The 21,708-nt window shown below is 72.5% G+C and carries 21 protein-coding genes and 1 pseudogene; 6 read left to right on the forward strand and 16 right to left on the reverse strand.

Annotated elements, in window-relative coordinates; translation table 11 throughout:
- Positions 1–41: 41 nt before the first annotated feature.
- The 6 genes from ACQP0T_RS18895 to ACQP0T_RS18920 form a co-directional block, all read right to left on the reverse strand.
- Positions 42–920, reverse strand: a complete 879-nt coding sequence (locus ACQP0T_RS18895) for a diacylglycerol/lipid kinase family protein (RefSeq protein WP_433869290.1) — start codon at positions 918–920, stop codon at positions 42–44.
- A gap of 45 nt (positions 921–965) precedes the next feature.
- On the reverse strand, positions 966–1,952 hold the full coding sequence (gene tatC / locus ACQP0T_RS18900; RefSeq protein ID WP_433869291.1) for a twin-arginine translocase subunit TatC: 987 nt from the start codon (positions 1,950–1,952) through the stop codon (positions 966–968).
- An 18-nt stretch (positions 1,953–1,970) separates the two neighbouring features.
- Positions 1,971–2,249, reverse strand: a complete 279-nt coding sequence (tatA, locus tag ACQP0T_RS18905; protein WP_433869292.1) for a Sec-independent protein translocase subunit TatA — start codon at positions 2,247–2,249, stop codon at positions 1,971–1,973.
- Between the two features lie 80 nt (positions 2,250–2,329).
- Complete coding sequence (locus ACQP0T_RS18910; RefSeq protein WP_433869293.1) at positions 2,330–2,530, reverse strand: bacteriophage holin; 201 nt, start codon at positions 2,528–2,530, stop codon at positions 2,330–2,332.
- An 18-nt stretch (positions 2,531–2,548) separates the two neighbouring features.
- Positions 2,549–3,520: a helix-turn-helix transcriptional regulator gene (locus tag ACQP0T_RS18915; RefSeq protein WP_345361815.1), complete on the reverse strand. Its 972-nt coding sequence runs from the start codon at positions 3,518–3,520 to the stop codon at positions 2,549–2,551.
- Positions 3,517–4,497: a helix-turn-helix transcriptional regulator gene (locus tag ACQP0T_RS18920; protein WP_433869294.1), complete on the reverse strand. Its 981-nt coding sequence runs from the start codon at positions 4,495–4,497 to the stop codon at positions 3,517–3,519. Before ACQP0T_RS18920 ends, ACQP0T_RS18915 begins: the two co-directional genes overlap by 4 nt.
- A gap of 247 nt (positions 4,498–4,744) precedes the next feature.
- Here ACQP0T_RS18920 and ACQP0T_RS18925 point away from each other — a divergent pair, with 247 nt between their 5' ends.
- A complete protein-coding gene (locus ACQP0T_RS18925; RefSeq protein WP_433869295.1) occupies positions 4,745–5,443 on the forward strand; it encodes an SDR family oxidoreductase in 699 nt (232 codons plus the stop codon).
- A gap of 1 nt (position 5,444) precedes the next feature.
- On the opposite strand, the gene pafA is transcribed toward ACQP0T_RS18925, so the two are convergent.
- Positions 5,445–6,803 carry a Pup--protein ligase gene (gene pafA, locus ACQP0T_RS18930; RefSeq protein WP_345361824.1) on the reverse strand — a complete coding sequence of 453 codons (1,359 nt, stop codon included), beginning with the start codon at positions 6,801–6,803 and terminating at the stop codon, positions 5,445–5,447.
- Between the two features lie 67 nt (positions 6,804–6,870).
- Between pafA and ACQP0T_RS18935 the strand changes: the two genes are divergently transcribed.
- Positions 6,871–8,409: a bifunctional phosphatase PAP2/diacylglycerol kinase family protein gene (locus ACQP0T_RS18935; RefSeq protein WP_433869296.1), complete on the forward strand. Its 1,539-nt coding sequence runs from the start codon at positions 6,871–6,873 to the stop codon at positions 8,407–8,409.
- A gap of 43 nt (positions 8,410–8,452) precedes the next feature.
- Here the strand turns inward: ACQP0T_RS18935 and prcA are convergent, their stop codons facing one another.
- The 4 genes from prcA to dop form a co-directional block, all read right to left on the reverse strand.
- Positions 8,453–9,190, reverse strand: a complete 738-nt coding sequence (gene prcA / locus ACQP0T_RS18940; RefSeq protein ID WP_433869297.1) for a proteasome subunit alpha — start codon at positions 9,188–9,190, stop codon at positions 8,453–8,455.
- 71 nt (positions 9,191–9,261) lie between these two features.
- Positions 9,262–10,122 carry a proteasome subunit beta gene (gene prcB / locus ACQP0T_RS18945; protein WP_433869298.1) on the reverse strand — a complete coding sequence of 287 codons (861 nt, stop codon included), beginning with the start codon at positions 10,120–10,122 and terminating at the stop codon, positions 9,262–9,264.
- 146 nt (positions 10,123–10,268) lie between these two features.
- A complete protein-coding gene (locus ACQP0T_RS18950; protein ID WP_345361836.1) occupies positions 10,269–10,460 on the reverse strand; it encodes a ubiquitin-like protein Pup in 192 nt (63 codons plus the stop codon).
- Positions 10,461–10,607: 147 nt separating this feature from the next.
- The gene (gene dop / locus ACQP0T_RS18955) at positions 10,608–12,107 is read right to left on the reverse strand and encodes a depupylase/deamidase Dop (protein ID WP_433869299.1); all 1,500 of its coding nucleotides are present in this window, start codon (positions 12,105–12,107) and stop codon (positions 10,608–10,610) included.
- Positions 12,108–12,287: 180 nt separating this feature from the next.
- Between dop and ACQP0T_RS18960 the strand changes: the two genes are divergently transcribed.
- Positions 12,288–12,725: an NUDIX domain-containing protein gene (locus ACQP0T_RS18960; protein WP_433873774.1), complete on the forward strand. Its 438-nt coding sequence runs from the start codon at positions 12,288–12,290 to the stop codon at positions 12,723–12,725.
- A gap of 1 nt (position 12,726) precedes the next feature.
- On the opposite strand, the gene ACQP0T_RS18965 is transcribed toward ACQP0T_RS18960, so the two are convergent.
- On the reverse strand, positions 12,727–13,674 hold the full coding sequence (locus ACQP0T_RS18965) for an aldo/keto reductase (RefSeq protein WP_345361842.1): 948 nt from the start codon (positions 13,672–13,674) through the stop codon (positions 12,727–12,729).
- 112 nt (positions 13,675–13,786) lie between these two features.
- Positions 13,787–15,568: a proteasome ATPase gene (gene arc / locus ACQP0T_RS18970; protein ID WP_345361845.1), complete on the reverse strand. Its 1,782-nt coding sequence runs from the start codon at positions 15,566–15,568 to the stop codon at positions 13,787–13,789.
- Between the two features lie 486 nt (positions 15,569–16,054).
- Between arc and ACQP0T_RS18975 the strand changes: the two genes are divergently transcribed.
- On the forward strand, positions 16,055–16,690 hold the full coding sequence (locus ACQP0T_RS18975) for an Rv0361 family membrane protein (RefSeq protein ID WP_433869300.1): 636 nt from the start codon (positions 16,055–16,057) through the stop codon (positions 16,688–16,690).
- 42 nt (positions 16,691–16,732) lie between these two features.
- Positions 16,733–17,473: an Rv0361 family membrane protein gene (locus ACQP0T_RS18980; RefSeq protein ID WP_433869301.1), complete on the forward strand. Its 741-nt coding sequence runs from the start codon at positions 16,733–16,735 to the stop codon at positions 17,471–17,473.
- 54 nt (positions 17,474–17,527) lie between these two features.
- On the opposite strand, the gene ACQP0T_RS18985 is transcribed toward ACQP0T_RS18980, so the two are convergent.
- The gene (locus ACQP0T_RS18985; RefSeq protein ID WP_433869302.1) at positions 17,528–18,358 is read right to left on the reverse strand and encodes a tRNA (adenine-N1)-methyltransferase; all 831 of its coding nucleotides are present in this window, start codon (positions 18,356–18,358) and stop codon (positions 17,528–17,530) included.
- A gap of 106 nt (positions 18,359–18,464) precedes the next feature.
- Positions 18,465–19,607 carry a site-2 protease family protein gene (locus tag ACQP0T_RS18990; RefSeq protein ID WP_433869303.1) on the reverse strand — a complete coding sequence of 381 codons (1,143 nt, stop codon included), beginning with the start codon at positions 19,605–19,607 and terminating at the stop codon, positions 18,465–18,467.
- An 89-nt stretch (positions 19,608–19,696) separates the two neighbouring features.
- Between ACQP0T_RS18990 and ACQP0T_RS18995 the strand changes: the two are divergent.
- Positions 19,697–20,586: pseudogene (locus ACQP0T_RS18995) on the forward strand (RecB family exonuclease).
- Between the two features lie 39 nt (positions 20,587–20,625).
- Here the strand turns inward: ACQP0T_RS18995 and ACQP0T_RS19000 are convergent.
- Positions 20,626–21,471, reverse strand: coding sequence for a VOC family protein (locus ACQP0T_RS19000; protein ID WP_433869304.1), 846 nt, complete (start codon positions 21,469–21,471; stop codon positions 20,626–20,628).
- Positions 21,472–21,708 lie beyond the last annotated feature (237 nt).

Genomic DNA, 21,708 nt, shown 5'->3' on the forward strand with positions numbered 1-21,708 from the left:
CGCGTCGTGACCTCGCCCACCCGCGACCGCTCCGCCGCAGGTCAGGCCGCCACTTCGAGGGCTCCCGGGGCGCACCGCACGCTCACCGGCAACCGGGCCTGCGGCTCCCCGTCGGCGTGCGCGAGCCACCCGTTGGCACCGCCCAGCCGCACCCGCCGGGCCCGCACCGTCCGCACCGCCGGGTGGTCGACGTGCCGTCCGGTGCGCAGCCGCGGCAGGATGCCCAGCAGGTCGCGGCGCCGGACCGCGCCGACCACGGTCACGTCGAACAGCCCGTCGCCCAGGTCGGCGTCCGGGCAGATCGGGATGCCGCCCCCGTAGCTCGTCGAGTTGCCCACCGCGACCAGGGTGGCGGTCAGCTCCACCGCGATGCCGTCGAGCTCCACCCGCAGCGGCATCGGGCGCAGCCGGGCCAGCTCGGCGAGCACCGCCGCGTCGTAGCGGCGCTGGCCGCGCGGCCACCGCATCCGGTTGGCCCGGGCGTTGACCGCGGCGTCGAATCCCGCGCACAGCACCGTCCCGAAGTAGCCGCCGCCTGCGATCTTGCCGAGATCCACCCGCCGTCGCCGCCCCGCCCGCACCGCGCGCACCACCTGCCGCACGGCGTCCAGCGGGTCCGGTGGCAGGCCGAGGCCGCGGGCCAGGTCGTTGCCGGTGCCGCAGGGCAGCGGCGCCAGCGCCGTGGCGGTCCCGGCGCAGCTCTGCACGGCCAGGTGCGCCGCCCCGTCACCGCCGGCGACCACCAGCAGGTCCGCGCCTTCGGCGACGGCCCGGTCGGCCGCCGCCGCGGTCGCCGGGGCATCGCGGGCGATCACCACCCGCAGCTCGCAGACGGCGCGGAGGTGGCGGGCGATCAGCCCGGCCACCTCCACCGTCAGTCCGCCACCGGCGACCGGGTTGATCAGCAGCACTCCACGCACGAGGAACGATCTTCGTGCACGGGCCGCCGGTCCGGCCAGGGCGGGTCAGGTCGCGTCGTCGTGCCGCACCGACGTCCGGCCCGCCCCGAGGTCGGCCGGGTCCGAGCCGACCGAGCTGAGGTCGGAGGCCGAGCTGTCGACCTTCGACGTCTCGTCGAGGCCCAGGCCCTCCAGCCCGTCCGCCACCCGCTTCTTCGCCTGCCTGCGGTCGTGCGCGCGGCAGATCAGCATCGCGATGCCGAACAGCAGGCACAGCGCCGCGGCCAGCACCACCATCGAGAACGGGTCCTGCCCCGGGGTGGCGATGGCGGCGAAGACGAACAGGGCGAAGACCAACCCGCGCCACCAGCTCTTGAGCTTGGCGTAGGAGACCACGCCGGCCCGGTTGAGCATCACCAGGATCAGCGGCAGCTCGAAGCTGATCCCGAAGATGATCAGCATCAGGAGCACGAAGTTGATGTACTCGCCACCGGTGAGCGCGGTCATGAACGACTCGCCGCCGAAGCCCACCATGAAGCTCAGGCCTTCCGGCACCACGTAGTACGCCAGCACCGCGCCCGCCGCGAACAGCAGGCTCGCCAGGAGCACGAACGTCCGCGCGAACGAACGCTCCTTGGTGTAGAGGCCGGGCGTGATGAACGCCCAGAGCTGGTACAGCCACACCGGGCTGAACAGCACCGCGCCCACCGCGATGCCGACCTTCAGCCGCAGCATGAAGACCTCGAACGGCTTGGTCTGCAGGAGCTGGCAGGAGCCGTTCGGGGAGACCCGCTGCTCGACGGGGAGCGCGCAGTACGGCCCGAGCAGGAGGTCACCGAGCGTGGGCAGCCCGAACAGCGAACCGGAGAACCACCAGAACCCGAAGATCGCGCCGACCAGCACCGCCACCAGCGCGATGCCCAGGCGGTAGCGCAGCTCGTAGAGGTGATCGGCCAGCGACATGGTGCCGTCGGGGTTGTGCCGACGGCCCCAGCGCTTGCGGTCCTTGCGGAACGGGTTCAGGCGGCGCAGTGGACTGGCAGTGGCACCCACCGTGTGTCCCCGTTCTGGTCAGTTCTTGGACTCGTCGCGCTGCTTGTCCTCGACCGGCGGGGTCACCGACGGCGTCACGGAATCACCCGAGGTGATCTCGCGCGACTCGCGCTCGGCCTTCTCGCGCTTCTTGGCCTCCTCGCGCTCCTCGTCCTCCTTCATGCCGCGCGCCTCCGCCTTGAACACGCGGGCGGACTGGCCGAGCGAACGCGCCATCTGCGGGAGCTTCGTGGCGCCGAAGAGCAGCACCACGACCAAGACGATGAGGATGAGCTCCCAGCCACCTGGCAGACCCATTGGTGCACAACCTTTCCTGATAGAGCTGCGGGGGCCATACTACGCGGAGCGCGGCCCGGGCAGTACCGGCCTGATGGGCGTCAGCCACGCCACCGATCGCTGAAGGCGACCCGCAGACCGGCGAACCGCGCCCGGAGCAACCCGGCGCGGTCGGCGACACCGCCCACGACCTCCCGCTGGGCGGACCGGAACGAGCGCAGGCCCCGGAACACCCGGAGCACCGGCCAGGCCAGGCCGACCAGGCCCACGACCAGCAGGACGAGACTCAGCACATACGGCACCCGCCCACGGTAACCCGGCTAGGTGGACGCGAGGTGACCAGCTCGTGCCAAGGCCGCTTCCGCGCGACGACGCACGTCCACCGCCAGGTCGTCCGGAGCGAGGACTCTGATCAGCCCACCCTGCCCGAGCACCAGCCGCACCATCCAGGACCGGTCGGAGTAGCGCATCCGCACCCGGCTGGACCCGCCGGGCAGCTCCTCGACGTCCTCCACCGGGTAGTACTCGGCGACCCAACGGGCGTCCGGGGAGAGCTCCAGCTCCGCGCTGGGCTGCTCCGGATCGGGCCGGAACAGCCCGCCGGAGACGTCGGTCGGTTCCGCGTCGGCGGGCGGCCGGGCCACCTCGTCGAGGACCTCCGCGTCGTCGATTCGGTCCAGCCGGAACAGCCGGACGCCGCCCGCCGCGCGGCACCACGCCTCCAGGTAGCTGCGCCCGTCGAGCAGCAGCAACCGCATCGGGTCCACCACCCGGTCGCTGATCTCGTCGCGGGAGATCGTGTAGTAGCGGATCCGGGCGGCCCGCCGCCGGGTGGTCGCGTCCTGGACCGCGGCGCGGACCTCCGAGCGCACGAACGACTCGCGGCCCTCCAGCCCGACCACCACGCCCGCCGGACGCGCCTGGCCGACGGCGTCCTCCACCTTGGCCAGGGCCCGCCGCACCGCTCCGGTGTCGGTGATCCCCGGGGTCTCGGCCAGCGCCCGCAGCGCCACCAGCAGCGCGGTGGCCTCGGAGGCGGTGAGCCGCAGCGGGCGGCGCATCCCCGCGTCGTAGGTCACCGTGATCGAGTCGCTCTCGAAGGACAGGTCGATGAGGTCGCCGGGACCGTAACCGGGCAGGCCGCACATCCAGAGCAGCTCCAGATCGCGGCGGAGCTGCGCCTCGGTGACGCCGAAGTCCGCGGCGGCCTCCGCGACGAGGACCCCCGGCCTGCTCAGCAGGTACGGCACCAGGGCGAGCAGCCTGGGCAACCGCTGGGACGCGCTGGTCATCGCTCCTCCCCCGGCTCGGCGACCCCGAGGTGGATCTCGTGGACGGTCTTGCGCAGCGTCTCGGGTTCGAGCACCGCGACGTCGGGTCCGTACCCGGCGAGCCAGCTCGCGGCCGACTCCGGGTAGACGAGGTCGAGCTCGAGCACGTCCCCGTCCTCGTCGCCGAGCTGCAGCCGCTCGACCGGGGTGGCCCGCCTGCGCAGGCCCTGGGCGCGGCCGTCGACCGCCCACACCCGGGCGCGGGTCGGCGGTACCGGTCCGTGCGACTCGCCCGCGACGATGCGCAGCAGGTCGGTGTCCGGTGGGCGGCGTACCTGCCCGGCCGGTCCGGTGGCGGTCACTTCGCCGACGACCCGGGACAGCCGGAAGCAACGGGTGGCGCGGCGGTCCTGGTCGTGCCCGACGACGTACCAGCGACCGCGCCAGGACACCACGCCCCAGGGTTCGACCGCGCGCCGCTGCGCCTCGGGGCTGCCGGGCCGCCGGTAGTCGAACCGCACCGCCCGGCCGGCCTGCACCGCCGCGAGCAGCGGGGCGAAGGCGGGCTCGCCGGTGCGCACCCGGGGCTCGACCGCGGCCGAGGAGCGCTCGTCGACCTCCACGCCGGCCGCCCGCAGCTTGAGCAGCGCACCGCGCGCGGCGGCGGTGAGCTCCGGGGAGTCCCACAGCCGCACGGCCAGGGCCAGCGCGGCGGCCTCGTCCGGTTCCAGGTCGACGTCGCCGAGCTCGTAGTCGCGGCGGGCGATCCGGTAGCCGTCGGCCCCGTCGAAGGCGGAGTTGCGCCCGGTCTCCAGCGGGATGCCCAGGTCGCGGAGCTCCGCCTTGTCCCGTTCGAAGGTCCGGAAGAACGCCTCGTCGGTGGGCGCGTCGGCGTAACCGGGCACGATCGCCCGGATCCGCTCCGCGGTGAGGTACTGGCGCGTGGACAGCAGGCACAGCACCAGGTTCACCAAGCGTTCAGCACGCACAGTGGCCACTTCGGAACTCTAGCTCGCACGAATTCGATCACGCGTTCGGGTCGGCCTCCGGCACCCGCGCCGAACGTGAATCAATTTCACTCACCGCTGAAGTGATCGCGAACGCCGAGAAGTCCGCTGGGGTCCGCCACCGCACCGCCACGCAGGCCATTGGCGAAAGCGGTCCTTACTCGGGCAAGGGTGCCCCTCACCCCGTCCCACTTCCGGGTGCGTCACCTGGGGCGGTGATCTCCGTAAGGTGAGCGGCATGAGCGCTCCCGTCATGATGATCACCGGCGCCTCCCGCGGGATCGGCGCGGCCACCGCACGCGCCGCCGCGCAGGCCGGCTACCGGACCGCGCTGCTGGCCCGCTCCGCCGACGCGGTGCGCCCGCTGGCCGACGAGCTCGGGCCGGACTCGCTCCCGCTGGCCTGCGACGTCGCCGACTGGCCCGCGATCAGCGAGGCGGTGCACCGGGTCGAGGAGCACTTCGGGCGTCTCGACGTGGTGTTCGCCAACGCCGGGCAGAGCCTGCGCACGTCGTTCCTCGGCGACGGCGGCGCCGACCCCTCGGAATGGGGCTCGATGGTGCTGGCCAACGTCGCCGGACCGGCGCTGACCGCCCGCGCCGCGCTGCCCGCCCTGACCCGCAGCGCCGGGCACCTGGTGCTCACCGGCTCCAACGCCGGGCGCGGCATCCGGCCCGGCAACCTCTACTCCGCGACCAAGTGGGCGGTCACCGGGATGGCGCAGAACATCCGCGCCGAGTGCGTGGGCACCGGCGTGCGGGTGACCCTGGTGCAGCCGGGCATGGTCGAGACCGGGATGACCGCCGACCGCACCGGGGTGCCCAAGCTGCGCGCCGAGGACATCGCGGCGGCCGTGCTCTACGCGGTGGGGCAGCCGCCGACCGTGGACGTCAACGAGATCATCGTCCGGCCCACCGGGCAGCAGCCGGCGTCGTAGCTCACAGCGAGCTGATCAGCCGCTCCACCCGCTCGTCGACCGCCCGGAACGGGTCCTTGCACAGCACGGTGCGCTGCGCCTGGTCGTTGAGCTTGAGGTGGACCCAGTCGACGGTGAAGTCCCGGCCCGCGTTCTGCGCGGCGGCGATGAAGTCGCCGCGCAGCTTGGCCCGGGTGCTCTGCGGCGGGGTGTCCTTGGCCGCCTCGATCTCGCCGTCCTCGGTCGCCCGGTCCACCAGGTCCTTGCGCTGGAGCATGTCGAACAGGCCCCGACCGCGGCGGATGTCGTGGTAGGCGAGGTCGAGCTGGGCGATCCGGGGGCTGGACAGCTCCAAGCCGTGCTTGTCGCGGTACCGCTCCAGCAGCCGGTACTTGATCGCCCAGTCCACCTCGCGGTCGATCAGCGAGTAGTCCTGGTGCTCGACGGCGTCCAGCGCCCGGCCCCACAGGTCCAGGATGCGGTCCGTCATCGGGTCCGACCCGCGCCGCTCGACGTAGTCGAGCGCCCGGCCGTAGTACTCGCGCTGGATGTCCAGCGCCGAGGCCTCGCGCCCGCCCGCCAGCCGGACCGTGCGGCGACCGGTCATGTCGTGGCTGATCTCGCGGATGGCGCGGATCGGGTTGTCCAGGGTGAAGTCCCGGAACTGCACGCCCTCCTCGACCATCTCCAGCACCAGGTGCGCCGCGCCGACCTTGAGCAGCGTGGTCACCTCGGACATGTTCGAGTCGCCGACGATCACGTGCAGCCTGCGGTAGCGCTCGGCGTCGGCGTGCGGTTCGTCGCGGGTGTTGATGATGGGCCGGGAGCGGGTGGTCGCGCTGGACACGCCCTCCCAGATGTGCTCAGCCCGCTGCGACAGGCAGTAGACGGCGCCGCGCGGCGTCTGCAGCACCTTGCCCGCGCCGCAGACGAGCTGGCGGGTCACCAGGAACGGCAGCAGCACGTCGGCGATCCGGGAGAACTCCCCCGACCGGCCGACCAGGTAGTTCTCGTGGCACCCGTAGGAATTGCCCGCGGAGTCGGTGTTGTTCTTGAACAGGAAGATGTCGCCGCCGATGCCCTCGTCGGCCAGCCGCCGCTCGGCGTCGATGAGCAGGTCTTCCAGGATGCGTTCGCCCGCCTTGTCGTGCGTGACCAGCTGGGTGAGGTCGTCGCACTCGGCGGTGGCGTACTCCGGGTGGGACCCCACGTCCAGGTAGAGCCGCGCGCCGTTGCGCAGGAACACGTTGGACGAGCGTCCCCACGACACGACCCGCCGGAACAGGTAGCGCGCCACCTCGTCCGGGGAGAGCCGACGCTGACCGTGGAAGGTGCAGGTGACCCCGAACTCGGTTTCGATGCCAAAGATCCGCCGCTGCATGTCCTCCACACTAGGCGCTCGCGCGGCAAACGGCGGTCCGCCGTTCGGGCACGGTAGCGTATCGGGAATGCTCGACCGGTTGCGCGCGGCGATGGCACGGGTCGACGGCACCGACCGCGAACTGGCCCGCCGCAGTGCCCTGCTGCCCCGTTCGGCGGCCGATCCGGCGCTGAAGACGCTGAGCACCGCCGCCAACCACAGCCTGCTCTGGCTGGCCATCGCCGCCGTGCTCGGCCTGCGCGGCGGACGCACCCGCCGGGCCGCGGTGCGCGGCGCGGCGGCCATCGCGGGGGCGAGCGCGACGACGAACCTGGTCGGCAAGCCGCTGCTGCCGCGCCGCCGCCCGGCCGCCGAGCTGGTCGCCCCGCACCGCAGGCTCACCGACCCGCCGGTGTCCTCGTCGTTCCCGTCCGGGCACGCCGCCTCGGCCGCCGCGTTCGCCACGGCCGTCGCGATGGAATCACCGGTGCTCGGCGCGGCGCTGGCCCCGGTCGCCGCGGCGGTGGCGTACTCCCGGGTGCACACCGGCGTGCACTGGCCGACCGACGTGGTCTGCGGCGCGGCCCTGGGCACCGGGATGGCGCTGTCCACCCGCCGCTGGTGGCCGGTGCTGCCGGAGAACTCCACGGAGGTCGAGGTCGTCGAGCTGCCCGCGCTGCCGGACGGCGCCGGGATGCTGGTGCTGATCAACCCCGACTCCGGGGACGGCATCCCGCCCGCCCAGTGGGTCACCGAGAACTGGCCCGCCGCGAAGGTCACCTACCCCGAGCCCGGCGGCGACCTCGTCGCCGACCTCGACGCGGTGGTGGGGCGCGAGCAGGTCCGGGCCCTCGGGGTCGCGGGCGGGGACGGCACGGTGGCCGCGGCGGCCACCGTGGCGGCCCGGCGCGGACTGCCGCTGGCGGTGCTGCCCGCCGGAACCCTGAACCACTTCGCCCGCGACGCCGGGGTGCCGACCGCCGACGCCGTGGCCGACGCCGTGGCGCGCGGCACCGGGTGCGCGGTGGACCTGGGGACGCTGCGGGTCGACGACGCGGTCGAGCGGTGGTTCCTCAACACCGCGAGCATCGGCGGCTACCCCGACATGGTGCGGTTCCGCGAGCGGTGGGCGCCGCGCTGGGGGAAGTGGCCCGCCGCCGCCGCGGCGCTGATCCGGGTGCTGCACGAATCCGCACCGATGCACGCGGTGGTCAACGGCGAACCGCTGCTGGTGTGGGTGCTGTTCGTCGGCAACGGCGCCTACGCCCCGCGCGGGTTCGCCCCCGCGTGGCGGCCGAGCCTGGACACCGGCACCCTCGACGTCCGCTACGTCCGAGCCGACCTGCGCTGGTCCCGGTTGCGCTTCGTGGCCGCCGCGCTGGCCGGGACGCTGCAGCGCAGCAGGACCTACGTGGAGCGGCGCAGCCGGGAGCTCGACGTGGCCGTGCTGGGGGAACCCGTCACGATCGCGATGGACGGCGAACTGGGTCGGAAGGGAACCCGCTTCACCTTCGACGCGCACGAAGGCGCGCTGCGCGTCTACCGCCCGGTCCCGGGCCCCGGAGCCGACCACCTCACCCGTTCGAGAACCGGGTGGGGGGCACCTTCATCCGACTATGCCGGATGAAGGTGCCCCCCACTCAAGCGACTGCGGGTGGAACGGGTGCGGGTCAGGAGTCCTCTTCGGATTTCTCGGCGGAGTCCGAATCGGACTTCGACTCCTCGGGCAGCAGCGCGGTCAACGCCGCACCGGAGATCCGGCGGAACGTCCGGTGCGGACGGCCCCGGTCGAGCACCGCGACCTCCAACTGGCCCACGCCGAGCTTGCGGGAGGAATCCCCGCTGGAGGACAGCGCCTCGATGGCCAGCCGCGCCGCTTCGGTGAGCTCCATGCCGTCGGTGAACGAATCCTTGAGCACCGAGGTGATCGTGTCGGTCTGCCCGCCCATCACCACGTACTGCGGCTCGTCCACGATGGAGCCGTCGAAGGTGAGCCGGTAGAGCTGGTCGTGCTCGGCGGTGTGGCCGACCTCCGCGACGCAGATCTCCACCTCGAAGGGCTTGATCTGCTCGGTGAAGATGGCGCCGAGGTGCTGGGCGTAGGTGTTGGCCAGCGACCGGGCGGTCACGTCCCGCCGGTCGTAGGAGTAGCCGCGCACGTCGGCGATCCGCACCCCGGCCACCCGCAGCGCCTCGAACTCGCTGTAGCGGCCCACCGCCGCGAACCCGATCCGGTCGTAGATCTCGGCGACCTTGTGCAGCGTCGGCGAGGGGTTCTCGGCGACGAACAGCACGCCCCCGGCGTACTTCAGCACGACCACGCTGCGGCCCCGGGCGATGCCCTTGCGGGCGAGCTCGGAGCGCTCCCGCATGAGCTGTTCGGGAGAGGTGTAGAAGGGCATCGTCACGGCTGTGCACTCCTGGATCGAATCTGCTCGCCCTGCCGGCGAAGTGGCGGTGGCACTCGGGTGGCGGGCGGTCAGCCGCCGGGGTTCTCCATCCGGTGGTTGACCACCTCGGAAGTGAGTTCGGCGACCCGCTCCTCACCGGTGCGCACCGCGCCCTCGGCGGCGGTGATGGTGACCAGCGAGGGGTAGATCCGGCGCGCGAGGTCCGGGCCGCCGGTGGCCGAGTCGTCGTCCGCGGCGTCGTAGAGCGCCTCGACCGCCGAGCGCATCGCCGTCTCGACGTCGGCGTCCGGGTCGAAGCGCTTCTTCAGCGCCGCCTTAGCGAACAGCGAACCGGAGCCGACCGCGTGGTAGCCGCCCGCCTCGTCGTACCGGCCACCGGTGACGTCGTAGGACACGATCCGGCCCGCGCGGTCCGGGTCCTCGGCGTCCACGTCGAACCCGACGAACAGCGGCACCACGGCCAGGCCCTGCATCGCGATCGGAAGGTTGCCGCGCAGCATGGTGGCCAGCTTGTTCGACTTGCCGTCCAGCGACAGCGGCACGCCTTCGAGCTTCTCGTAGTGCTCGAGCTCCACCGCGTAGAGCCGCACCATCTCCAGCGCGATGCCCGCGGTGCCCGCGATGCCGACCGCCGAGTAGGAGTCGGTGACGTAGAGCTTCTCCATGTCCCGCTGGGCGATCAGGTTCCCGGAGGTGGCCCGGCGGTCACCGGCGAGCACCACCCCGCCCCGGAAGGCCACCGCCACGATCGTCGTGCCGTGCGGAGCGCGCACCGCGCCGTCCGACTTCTGACCCCCCTCCGACAGCGGCCGGTTGCCCGGCAGCAGCTCGGGCGCCGCGGAACGGAGGAAGTCCGTGAACGACGACCCGGGCGTGAGGTAGGCGGACGGCAAGGCCGGGGTCGAGACCCGGGCCGAGCTGGAATCCATCGGCGACATCGTCTCCTGCTCGAAGTGACTACCACGTCATGCTCACCGGAACCACGGGCCCCAGACCCGCCAGCCCGGCGCGCGGGTGCCCGTGCGCCGGACTGGCGGGCCTCGGCCCGGTCCCGGCGCACGGGTCGCGCTGCGGGTTACTGCCCGCCCTTCTGCACGTAGGCGCGGACGAAGTCCTCGGCGTTCTCCTCCAGGACGTCGTCGATCTCGTCCAGGATGGCGTCGACGTCTTCGCCGAGCTTCTCGCGACGTTCCTGACCGGCGGCCTCGGAGCCCTGCTCCTCGTCACCGTCCCCGTCGCCGTGCCGGTGCACCTTCTCCTGGGACATCTCGCCTCCCGGTGGTTGCCCTCGGGGGAGGCCCCGCCACGGGGACTCCCTGCCGTGAACACTACCTATCCGACGCCCTGTTGGCCCACAGCCACACGGGGCATTCCCGATCTTCGACGACCCGCTCCTCCGGCAGAGCCGGCCTGCTCAGCCCTTCGTGAGGGAGTCCACCAGCTCCTCGGCGCTGGCCGAGGCTTCCAGGATCTCACCCACGTGGGCGCGCGTGCCGCGCAGCGGCTCCAGGGTCGGGATGCGCACCAGCGACTCCCGCCCCAGGTCGAAGATGACCGAGTCCCAGGACGCGGCGGCCACCTCGGCGGGGTAGCGCTCCATGCAGCGCCCCCGGAAGTAGGCCCGGGTGTCCTCCGGCGGGTTGGTCACCGCGGCGCGCACCTCGTCCTCGGTGACCAGCCGCTTCATCGAGCCGCGCGCCACCAGCCGGTTGTAGAGGCCCTTGTCCAGCCGCACGTCCGAGTACTGCAGGTCGACCATGCCGAGCCGGGACGAGGCCCAGCCGAGGCCGTCCCGGGAGCGGTACTGCTCCATCAAACGCAGCTTCGCGGGCCAGTCCAGCCGGTCGGCGCAGCTCATCGGGTCGTCGCCGAGCAGGTCGAGGACCTCGCCCCAGGTCCGCAGCACGTCCTGGGCCTCGGGACCGCCGCCCCGCTCCTCGACGTGCCGGGCGGCCCGCTCGTGGTAGGCGCGCTGCAGGTCCAGCCCGGTGAAGCGGCGGCCGTCGGTGAGCTCCACCGCCTGCTTGAGGGTCGGGTCGTGGCTGAGCAGGTGCACCGCCCGGACCGGGTCGGCCAACCGCAGGTCGTCGAAGCGCTGCCCGGACTCGATCATGTCCAGAACCAGCGCGGTGGTGCCCAGCTTGAGGTAGGTCGAGGTCTCCGCCAGGTTCGCGTCGCCGACGATGACGTGCAGCCTGCGGTACTTGTCGGCGTCGGCGTGCGGCTCGTCGCGGGTGTTGATGATGCCGCGCTTGAGCGTGGTCTCCAGCCCGACCTCGACCTCGATGTAGTCCGAGCGCTGGGAGAGCTGGAACCCCGGCTTCTCCCCCGCCTGCCCGAGCCCCACCCGGCCGGAGCCGCAGATCACCTGCCGGGAGGCGAAGAACGGCGTGAGACCGCTGATGACCGCGGTGAACGGGGTGCTCCGGTCCATCAGGTAGTTCTCGTGGGTGCCGTAGCTGGCGCCCTTGCCGTCCACGTTGTTCTTGTAGAGCTGGATCGGCGCGGTGCCCGGCACGCTGGCGGCCCGGATCGCCGCCTCCTCCATGACCCGCTCCCCGGCCTTGTCCCAGACCACCGCGTCGCGCGGGTTGGTCACCTCGGGCGCCGAGTACTCGGGGTGCGCGTGGTCGACGTAGAGCCGCGCGCCGTTGGTGAGGATGACGTTGGCCGCCCCGAGGTCGTCGCCGTCGGGCCCGCCGCCGTGCTGGTGCGACGCGCTGAGGTCGAATCCCCGCGCGTCCCGCAGCGGCGATTCGACCTCGTAGTCCCAGCGCGCCCGCCGGGCCCTCGGGATGTCGGCCGCCGCCGCGTAGGCGAGCACGATGTGCGTGGAGGTCAGCACCGGGTTGGCGCTGGAGTCGCCCGGCACGACGATGCCGTACTCGACCTCGGTTCCCATGATCCGCCGCATACCCCGCAGCGTACGGGGTGCGGACGCCGGAACCGAGGACGTGGCGGCCGTTGTGACCTACTCAGTGCCCGTTCCGGTGTTCCCCGCGCGTGCGAGCATCGGGACGTGGGAGCGGAGGCGGAGCTGGTGGCGCGGTACGACGCGCGGGGGAACGTCGTGGGCGCCGTGCGGCGCGACCGGATGCGCCGGGAGGGGCTGTGGCACGCCGCGGCCTCGGTGCTGGTGCTGTCCCCCGACGGCGCGTCGGTCTACGTGCACCGCCGCACCGCCACCAAGGACGTCTACCCGGGCCGGTACGACTGCTGGACCGGTGGTGTGGTCGCGGCGGGCGAGGACCCCGGCGCCGCCGCCGTCCGGGAGCTGGCCGAGGAGCTGGACGTCCGGGGCGTCGCGCCGCAGCCGCTGTTCCGCCTCGCGTTCGAGGAGGGCAGCGTCCGCTACCACGCGTTCTGCTACCGCACCAGCTGGGACGGCCCGGTCCGGCACCAGCCGGAGGAGATCGCCGAGGGCGGCTGGATGGGCCTGGCCGAGCTCCGGGAGCGGCTGGCCGACCCGGCGTGGCCGTTCGTGCCGGACGGGCGCCGGCTCGTCGAGGAGTGGTTCGCCCGCGGGGGCTGACCTACTGCCAGGCCAGCGCGGCGCGCTCGCCCCAGTAGGTCGCCGGGTCGCGGGCCGCGGTGGCGAGCTCGTCCAGCTCGTCGGCGGTCAGTTCGAGGTCCAGGCCCGCGAGGTTGGAGCGGAGCTGGTCGACGCTCGCCGGGCCGATGAGCACCACGTCGGCCCACGGCTGGTGCAGCGCGTGCGCCAGCGCCACCGCATCGGGCGCGGTGCCGCGGCGGCGGGCGATCCCGGCCACCGGCTCGGGCGGCTGGACGGCGAGCCTGCCGTTGGCCAGGCTCTCCTTCACCAGCACCCGCCAGCCCCCGGTGCGCACCTCCGCGAGCACCCGGCCGGCCGAGGGCTCCAGGGAGTTCCAGGTGGCCTGCACCGAGCTGAAGAGCTGCCTGCCGCCCACCTCCAGCTCCCAGGCGCGTTCGATGGCCTCGCCCTGGGCGGCGCCGCTGGTGGACAGGCCCAGCGCGACGCCCGCGTCCCGCACCCGGGCCAGTTCCCGTTGCAGCGCGACGTCCTCGAACAGCGGGCTGTCGGTGGTCAGCGAGTGCACCTGGTACAGGTCGATCCGGTCGTCGAGCAGTTCCCGGGTCTGCGCCCACTGGGACCGCAGCCGCTCCAGCGAGTGCTCCTTGACCTCGTGCACCTCGGTCTCGACCTGCCAGTCGGCGACGTAGGCGTAGCCCCACTTGCTGGAGACCACCACGTCCTCGTGCCCGGAGGTCCGCAGCCAGTCGGCGAGGAAGTGCTCGGCGCTGCCGTAGGAGCGGGCCGCGTCGATCCAGCGCAGGCCCGCGGCGTGGGCGGCGTCGAGCACCGCCCGGGTGCGCTCGCGCATCACCTCGGTGCTGCGGTGGACCGGCAGCACGTCGGTGCGGCCGAGGTTGATGTAGGCCGGACGGCCCAGCGCGGCCAGTCCGATCCCGAGGCGGTGCGGCGGTGGAGCGGGGATCATGCCCGCAACCTAACCGCTGCCGCGCCGCCGCGACACTCGACCCGGGCCGGGGACCCCACCGCGGGCGGTGACGTCCCCGGCCCGTCGTGCCGGTCTCGGAGCTACCGGGTCCTCAGAGGTACTGGCCGGTGTTGGTGGCGGTGTCGATCGCCCGGCCGGACTCCTGATTCTTCCCGCTCACCAGGGTGCGGATGTAGACGATCCGCTCGCCCTTCTTGCCGGAGATGCGGGCCCAGTCGTCGGGGTTGGTGGTGTTGGGCAGGTCCTCGTTCTCGGCGAACTCGTCGATGATGGCGTCCTGCAGGTGCTGCACCCGCAGGCCCGGCTGCCGGGTCTCCAGCACCGACTTGATCGCCGCCTTCTTCGACCGGTCGACGATGTTCTGGATCATCGCCCCGGAGTTGAAGTCCTTGAAGTACAGGACCTCCTTGTCCCCGTTGGCGTAGGTGACCTCCAGGAACCGGTTCTCGTCGCTCTCGGCGTACATCCGCTCGACCGTGGTCTGGATCATCGCCTCCAGGCAGGACGCCTTGTCGCCGCCGAACTCCTTGAGGTCCTCCTCGTGGATCGGCAGCTCCGGTGTCAGGTACTTGGAGAAGATGTCCTTGGCCGATTCGGCGTCCGGCCGCTCTATCTTGATCTTCACGTCGAGCCGGCCGGGCCGCAGGATCGCGGGGTCGATCATGTCCTCGCGGTTGGAGGCGCCGATCACGATGACGTTCTCCAGCCCCTCGACACCGTCGATCTCGCTGAGCAGCTGCGGCACGATGGTGGTCTCCACGTCGGAGGACACCCCGCTGCCCCGGGTCCGGAAGATCGAGTCCATCTCGTCGAAGAACACGATCACCGGCGTGCCCTCGGAGGCCTTCTCCCGAGCCCGCTGGAAGATCATCCGGATGTGCCGCTCGGTCTCGCCGACGAACTTGTTGAGCAGTTCCGGTCCCTTGATGTTCAGGAAGTAGGACTTCGCCTGCCCGTCGTCGTCGCCCCGGGCCGCCACCACCTTCTTGGCCAGCGAGTTGGCGACCGCCTTGGCGATGAGCGTCTTCCCGCACCCCGGCGGGCCGTAGAGCAGCACGCCCTTGGGCGGGCGCAACTGGTACTGCACGTACAGGTCCGAGTGCAGGAACGGCAGCTCCACGGCGTCGCGGATCTGCTCGATCTGGCCGCCCAGCCCACCGATGTCGTGGTAGCGCACGTCCGGGACCTCTTCCAGCACGAGGTCTTCGACCTCGGCCTTGGGCACCACGTCGTAGGCGTAACCCGCCTTGCTGTCCACCAGCAGCGAGTCACCGGACTTCAGACCGGTGTCGGTCAGGTGGTCGGTGAGCCACACCACCCGCTCCTCGTCGGTGTGCCCGACCACCAGCGCGCGGGGGCTCTCCCCCACCCCGCTGATCAGCAGCTCCCGGAAGGTGCAGACCTCACCGGTCTGCTCGAACGCACCGGCCTCGACCACGGTGAGCGCCTCGTTGAGGCGCACCGACTGGCCCAGCTTGAGCTCCTCGGTCTCGACGTTCGGGGACACGGCGACCCGCATCCGGCGCCCGGACGTGAACACGTCGATCGTCTCGTCCTCGTAGCGGCGCAGGAAGACCCCGTAGCCGCTCGGGGGCTGGGCGAGTCGGTCGACCTCTTCGCGCAGCGCCGTGAGCTGGCCCCGCGCTTCCTTCAGGGTCTCGGTGAGTTTGGCGTTCCGTTCGGTGAGCTGGCTCACTCTCTCGGATGCCTCGGCCAGCCGCTTTTCCAGCAGGCGCGCCTGTTGGGGCGAGTCGTTGAGCCGCCTGCGCAGCAGGGCCACCTCGTCCTCGAGGAGGCGGATCTGGCTGCGCAGCTCCGCGTTCGGCTGCTCCCCGCCCTCCACAGGTCGGTTGCCGGGACGGTCTTGCTCCATGTCGGCATCCTCCTCCCGTGCTCGTACCACCACGGTACCGGCGATCACCGACGACGGCGGCGTCGTGAATGCCCGCCGGGTCGCTCAGCGTGCCACACAATCCCACCGATACCCACGAATTGCGCCATCTCGTCACCCCGCGTCCCGGCACCCGGACGGGGAGCCGGACACGGTGCGTTGACCCCGCAGGGCCGTTCGGTGCGTACCACCGGCCGCGGCGGCGCGGCGCGGGCGCGGCACCTCCGGTGCGCCACCCCGCACCCCCCGGCGACCCGTCGTCCGGGTTACCCGCTGCGACAACCGGGTGGCGTCGGGCGCCCGCGCGCCTCCCGCGGTGCTCCCAGGTTCTGGAACGACCGCATCGACCCGGTGACGATTGGGTTCGCGAAATGGTCCACTCCCCGCACTCCGATACCCGCGCTCTGATCTACTTACGGCCGCCGCTCGACGGCGGTGCAACACTTCAGCCACTCCGGGGAGGAGCTCATGACCTATCCGCCGCAGCAACCGGGTCCTGGCGGGTGGGGCCAGCAACCGGGCAACGGATTTCCCCCGCCCGGACCGCAGCAAACGCCGCAGCAGCAGCCCAACTGGTATGGCAATCAGCACACCGGCTGGGACCAGCAGCAAGGCCAGCCGGCGCCGATGGCGCCGTGGGGCGGCGATCTCGGCCCCGGGAACTGGGTCCAGGAGCCGGGCGGGTTCGGCGACGTCCAGCCGCCCGCGCCGAAGAAGTCGAAGCTGCCGTGGATCCTCGGCGGCATCGGCGCGCTCGTGGTGCTGGCCGGTGTCGGCGTCGGGCTGTTCCTGTGGCTGGGCGGCGGCCCCGGCGAGGCCCGCCCGGTCGCCCAGGCGGTCGTGGACAAGGTCAACGCCCACGACTTCGCCGGGCTCGACGAGCACCTGTGCCAGTCCAACCGCGCCGGGCTGGAGGAGCAGCTCGCGATCCTGGAACCGGGCACCTTCGACGTCCGCCTCGGCGCGGTGACCGAGTCCGGGGAGCAGGCCACGGCCGAGCTGCTCGGCACGTTCGACATGGGGGGCGCCACCCATCCGGTCGACCAGACGATGGGGCTGGTCGTGGAGGACGGCGCGTGGAAGATCTGCCAGTTGGAGCAGTGAGCCTGGGGGTCCGGGCGACACGATGAGGGAAAGAGGACAGCGGTGACGCATCCGCAGCAACCGGGGAGCGGCCAGCAGCCCGGCGGCCAGTACCCCGGTCAGTACCCGGGCGGGCAGCCCGGCGGCCAGTACCCGCCGAGCGGGCCGCAGCCCGGCCAGTACCCGCAGCCCGGCCAGTATCCGGGGGGCCAGTACCCGGGTGGGCAGTACCCGCAGACCGGGCCGCAGCCGGGCCAGGGCTACGCCCAGCAGCCGTGGGGTGCCCAGGGCCAGCAGCCGGGCTACGGCGGCCACCCGCAGTACCCGGGCGGGCCGGCCCCGAAGAAGTCGAAGACGCCGTGGATCATCGGCGGCAGCGTCGGCGGCCTGGTGGTCATCGGCGGCGTCATCGCCCTGATCGTGGCACTGACCAGCGGCCCCGGCGACCCCCGGGACACCGCGCAGGAGTACGTCGCGGCGATCAACGCCAAGGACTTGGCCACCGCGAACGGCATGGTGTGCGACGAGGACCAACGCACTCCCGAGGAGTACGACCTCGCCACCCAACTCGAAGGGCAGGGAGCTCCGCCGGACGTGGCGAAGGCACTCGCCAACAGCGCCCGGTTCAACCTGGCCCTGGGTACGGTTCGAATGGAAGGTGACCAGAAGGCCCACGCCCGGATCACCGGCGACATCTCATTGAGCTTCGGTGGTCGGAGCCAGACGCTCCCGGTCGACGAGGAGCAGGAGCTCGTCGTCGAGAACGGCGAATGGCGGTTCTGCGGGGAGAACAACGTCTTCTGACCGCACCGACGCGCGCGGCGGCCCGTCCCCTGCCGGGGGCGGGCCGCCGTCGTGTCAGCCCTTGCTCGGGCGGCGCTGCGGGCGCGGCGGGGTGACCCCGTCGGCGAGGCGGCGGGTGACCATGAGGAACGCGGTGTGCCCCTGCATCCGGTGCTCCGGGCGGACCGCCATGCCCACCACGTGCCACGGGCGCAGCATGGTCTCCCAGGCGTAGGGCTCGGTCCAGTTCTGCTGCTCCCGCACCGCCTCGGTGATCCGGGAGAGCTGCGTGGTGGTCGCGACGTAGACCACGAGCACGCCGCCGGGCGCCAGGTTCTCGTGCACCACGTCGAGGACCTCCCACGGCGCGAGCATGTCGAGCACGATCCGGTCGACCGGACCGCCGTCGTAGTCCTTGAGGTCGCCGACGTGCAGGTCCCAGTTCTCCGGCTTGCCGCCGAAGAACTTCTGCACGTTGCGCTCGGCGTGCTCGGCGTGGTCCGCGCGCACCTCGTAGGAGGTGACGCTGCCTTCGGCGCCCACCGCGCGCAGCAGCGAGCAGGACAGCGCCCCCGATCCGGCCCCGGCCTCCAGCACCCGGGCACCGGGCCGGACGTCGCCGTACATCACGATCTGGGCCGCGTCCTTGGGGTAGATCACCTGGGCGCCGCGCGGCATCGACAGCACGTAGTCGGCCAGCAGCGGGCGCAGCGCCAGGAACGAGGTGCCGCCCGCCGAGGTCACCACCGAGCCCTCGGGCTGCCCGATGAGGTCGTCGTGCGCCAGCGCGCCGCGGTGGGTGTGGTACTCGCCCCCCGCCTCCAGGACCACGGTGTACTTCCGGCCCTTCGGGTCGGTCAGCTGGACCCGGTCGCCGGGCTGGAACTCACCGCTGACGGTGCTCACGTGACGCCATTCCTCCTCGTGCGGGGCCTCGCTGCCGACCAGCGCAGGCGCGGCGTCCCATGGTCGCAAGCGCGCCCGCGGGCGCACCGTGCGGGGCGGTGGTGGCTCAGCCGCGGCGCGCCCGGCCGCGCAGCGCGGCCCGCAGGTCCTCGCGCCGCAGCACGCCGCTGGGCCTGCCCTCCTGGTCGATGACGAGGAACTGCCACGCCAGGACGTTCTGCACCCGTTCGAGCACGGCGTCCGGCGGGTCGGAGTCGAGCAGGATGGTGTCCGGGTCGACCGGTTCGGCCGCCCGCTCGGCGGGCTCGTGCGGGGTGAAGGTGGCCAGCCGCTCGGCGGCGCTCTGGTCCAGCAGCCCGACCGCGATCCCGTCGGCGCGGACCAGCACCACGCCGCGCCCGGCGGCGGCGACCAGCGCGTCGGCGACCGGGCTTTCCGCCGGGAGCTGGAGCACCGGGCGGATCAGGTCGGGCAGGTCCACCCCGTCGGGCCACCGCCTGCGCTGCTCGGCGGCATGCTCGGCCCCGGCCCCGGCGATCACGAACCAGGCCATCAGCACGCACACGGCCAGGCGCAACCACTGGTCGCGGGTGTCGTTGAGCAGCCCGGCCAGCGCCCAGGCGATCAGCCCGACGGCGACCACCCCGGCACCGACCACGCCCGCGGTGGTGCCGGTGGATCGGCGCCCGGTGAGCGACCAGGTCAGCGCCCGCAGCATCCGGCCGCCGTCCAGCGGCAGCCCGGGCAGCACGTTGAACACCGCGACCGCCAGGTTGGCCACGCAGGTCTGGGCGACCAGCAGCCACACCGCCCCGCCCGGCGCCAGGGTGAGCCACCCGAGCCCGGTGGCGGCGGCGAGCACGACCGACACCGCGGGACCCGCCGCGGCGACCAGCCCCTCCTGACCGGGCCTGGTCGGGGCGCGCGAGACCTCCGAGAGACCGCCGAGCAGGAACAGCCGGATCCGGCGCACCGGCAGCCCGTAGCGCAGCGCGACCAGGCAGTGCCCCAGCTCGTGCAGCAGCACCGACCCGGCCAGCAGCACGGTGAACGCCGCGGCGATCAGGGCGCTGCCCCACACCCCGGCGCCGGGCAGGATGCGCCCGACCAGCGGCGTGTAGAGCAGCACGATGATCACCGCACCGACCCACCACGACGGGGACAGCAGCACCGGGACACCGGCGACCCGGAACAGCATCAGGCCGCCGTCGGTGAGCTTCGGCCCGCGCAGCGCGGAGGTGGTCGACATGGGCGCAGAGTAGACCCCGCGGCGTGAGCGGGCCGTGATCCGCCAACGGGGTGAAGCGCTGTCGGCCCGTTCGTCTAGGGTCACGGGTCATGGTCGAACCGGTACGCACCGCCGCGGCGGACGGCGCAACGAGCGGCACCGTCCGACGCCCCGCGCTGTCCCCTCCCGGGCGAGCGACTTCAAGCAGTGCCCGCTGCTCTACCGGTTCCGGGCGGTCGACCGGCTGCCCGAGACGCCGACCCGCGCGCAGGCGCGCGGCACGGTGGTCCACTCGGTCCTGGAGAAGCTGTTCGCGCTGCCGACCGCCGAGCGGCGGCCGGAGCGGGCGCACGAGCTGCTGCCCGGCGCGTGGGCCGAGCTGCGCGAGCGGGAACCGGAGCTGGCCGAGCTGTTCGACGGTCCCGACGACCCGGAGCTCACCCGCTGGCTGTCCTCGGCGGATTCGCTGCTGGACGCCTACTTCGAGCTGGAGGACCCGCGCCGGCTGGAACCGGAGGCGTGCGAGCTGCGGGTGGAGACCGAGCTGGACTCCGGCGTGCTGCTGCGCGGCTTCATCGACCGGGTGGATGTCGCACCGACGGGGGAGATCCGGCTGGTCGACTACAAGACCGGCGCGGCGCCCCGCCAGATCGGCGAGGCCAAGGCGATGTTCCAGATGAAGTTCTACGCCCTGGTGCTGTGGCGCACCCGCGGCGAGCTCCCCCGGCAACTGCTGCTGATGTACCTGGCGGACAAGCAGTCGCTGGCCTACGCGCCGGACGAGGCCGAGCTGCGGCGCTTCGAGAAGACGCTGGAAGCGATCTGGCAGGCGATCCGCAAGGCCGGCGAGACCGGCGACTTCCGGCCCAACCCGAGCAAGCTCTGCGGCTGGTGCGACCACCAGGCCCGGTGCCCCGAGTTCGGCGGCACGCCGCCGCCGTACCCGGGCTGGCCGGAACCGGACCCCGGTCCGGAGTCGGTCCTCGACCGCACCGACTGAGCACCGCCGCGAACTCGCGCGGCGGTGCGAGAGCGGCCCTCAGTCCTCGTAGGGGTCGAAGTTGGCCGCCGTGCCGAAGTCGCCGGCCTGCGTCGGGTCCACCACGGCGAAGCGGGCGCCGGTGGGGTCGCGCAGCACGGCCACCCGGCCGATGCTGGAGTCGTAGGGCACCACCCGGATCCGCCCGCCGAGCTCCATCGCGCGGCGGACCAGCTCGTCGGTGCCGATGGCGTCGTCCGCGCCGAGGTAGAGCAGCCAGTGCGGCAGCGTCTGGGCGGTGATGAACTCCCGGATCATGCTCACCCGGGCCAGCACGGATTCGCCGTCGAGGTACCAGACCGAGTAGTCCGAGCGGTGCTCGGTGCCGAACTGCTCCGCCTCGTAGCCGAACAGCTCCTGGAAGAAGCTGTCGGCGGCCTGCGCCCGGATGGTGACCAGCTCGGCCCACATCAGGGTGCCGGGCAGCCCGACGTCGAACTGCCAGGACTCCTCGGGTTGCAGCAACCCGAACTCGGCGCCGGACGGTCCGACCAGGACGGTCTTGGCGCCGACCTTCGGCACGTGGTTGCGCGGCACCGTGATGGTGGCGCCGAGCCCGACGGCCTCCCCCGAGACCTCGGTGCAGTCGTGCGTGGCGAGGTAGAGCCGCCAGGTGGACTGGTCGCCGGAGGCGGCGCGCAGGCTGGCCACCGGGAACCCCTCGCGCAGCGCGATCACGTGCTCGCCCGACTCGGGGTCGGAGTGGGTTTCGTAGGTCCAGTCGAACAGCCCCGCGTAGAACTCCTGGGCCGCGTCGAGATCGGTGGTGATCAGCTCGATCCAGCAGGGCATCCCCGCGATGAGCTCCCACCTCGGCGGGCTTTCCCCGGGCACCACGACAGGCATCGGCTCCACCCCCAAGATCGTTCGTTCACCACCATTATCAGCACGCCGACCGCTCGCCGTGGGGTTGTTCGGAACACGAACCGGTGACGTGCCCGGACCTTCCGGACAAGACAGGCGACTGAACCGATCATCCGCCGACGTCCCCGCCTCGGGAGGACCGGACGTTCCCGACGCCGAGGACGAAGGTGAGTGAGGGGCACCTTCATCCGGCATGGTCGGATGAAGGCGCCCCTCACT

The organism is Saccharopolyspora sp. CA-218241 (assembly GCF_050954615.1).
Taxonomy (GTDB): domain Bacteria; phylum Actinomycetota; class Actinomycetes; order Mycobacteriales; family Pseudonocardiaceae; genus Saccharopolyspora; species Saccharopolyspora cebuensis.

Excerpts from the sequence above, each read along its gene's own strand:
- tatA (WP_433869292.1), bottom strand. The coding sequence starts at position 2,249 with ATGGGTCTGCCAGGTGGCTGGGAGCTCATCCTCATCGTCTTGGTCGTG.
- ACQP0T_RS18915 (WP_345361815.1), bottom strand. The coding sequence starts at position 3,520 with ATGACCAGCGCGTCCCAGCGGTTGCCCAGGCTGCTCGCCCTGGTGCCG.
- ACQP0T_RS18925 (WP_433869295.1), top strand. The coding sequence starts at position 4,745 with ATGAGCGCTCCCGTCATGATGATCACCGGCGCCTCCCGCGGGATCGGC.
- pafA (WP_345361824.1), bottom strand. The coding sequence starts at position 6,803 with ATGCAGCGGCGGATCTTTGGCATCGAAACCGAGTTCGGGGTCACCTGC.
- ACQP0T_RS18935 (WP_433869296.1), top strand. The coding sequence starts at position 6,871 with ATGCTCGACCGGTTGCGCGCGGCGATGGCACGGGTCGACGGCACCGAC.
- prcB (WP_433869298.1), bottom strand. The coding sequence starts at position 10,122 with ATGGATTCCAGCTCGGCCCGGGTCTCGACCCCGGCCTTGCCGTCCGCC.
- ACQP0T_RS18950 (WP_345361836.1), bottom strand. The coding sequence starts at position 10,460 with ATGTCCCAGGAGAAGGTGCACCGGCACGGCGACGGGGACGGTGACGAG.
- dop (WP_433869299.1), bottom strand. The coding sequence starts at position 12,107 with ATGCGGCGGATCATGGGAACCGAGGTCGAGTACGGCATCGTCGTGCCG.
- ACQP0T_RS18960 (WP_433873774.1), top strand. The coding sequence starts at position 12,288 with ATGCGCCGGGAGGGGCTGTGGCACGCCGCGGCCTCGGTGCTGGTGCTG.
- ACQP0T_RS18965 (WP_345361842.1), bottom strand. The coding sequence starts at position 13,674 with ATGATCCCCGCTCCACCGCCGCACCGCCTCGGGATCGGACTGGCCGCG.
- arc (WP_345361845.1), bottom strand. The coding sequence starts at position 15,568 with ATGGAGCAAGACCGTCCCGGCAACCGACCTGTGGAGGGCGGGGAGCAG.
- ACQP0T_RS18975 (WP_433869300.1), top strand. The coding sequence starts at position 16,055 with ATGACCTATCCGCCGCAGCAACCGGGTCCTGGCGGGTGGGGCCAGCAA.
- ACQP0T_RS18990 (WP_433869303.1), bottom strand. The coding sequence starts at position 19,607 with ATGTCGACCACCTCCGCGCTGCGCGGGCCGAAGCTCACCGACGGCGGC.
- ACQP0T_RS19000 (WP_433869304.1), bottom strand. The coding sequence starts at position 21,471 with ATGCCTGTCGTGGTGCCCGGGGAAAGCCCGCCGAGGTGGGAGCTCATC.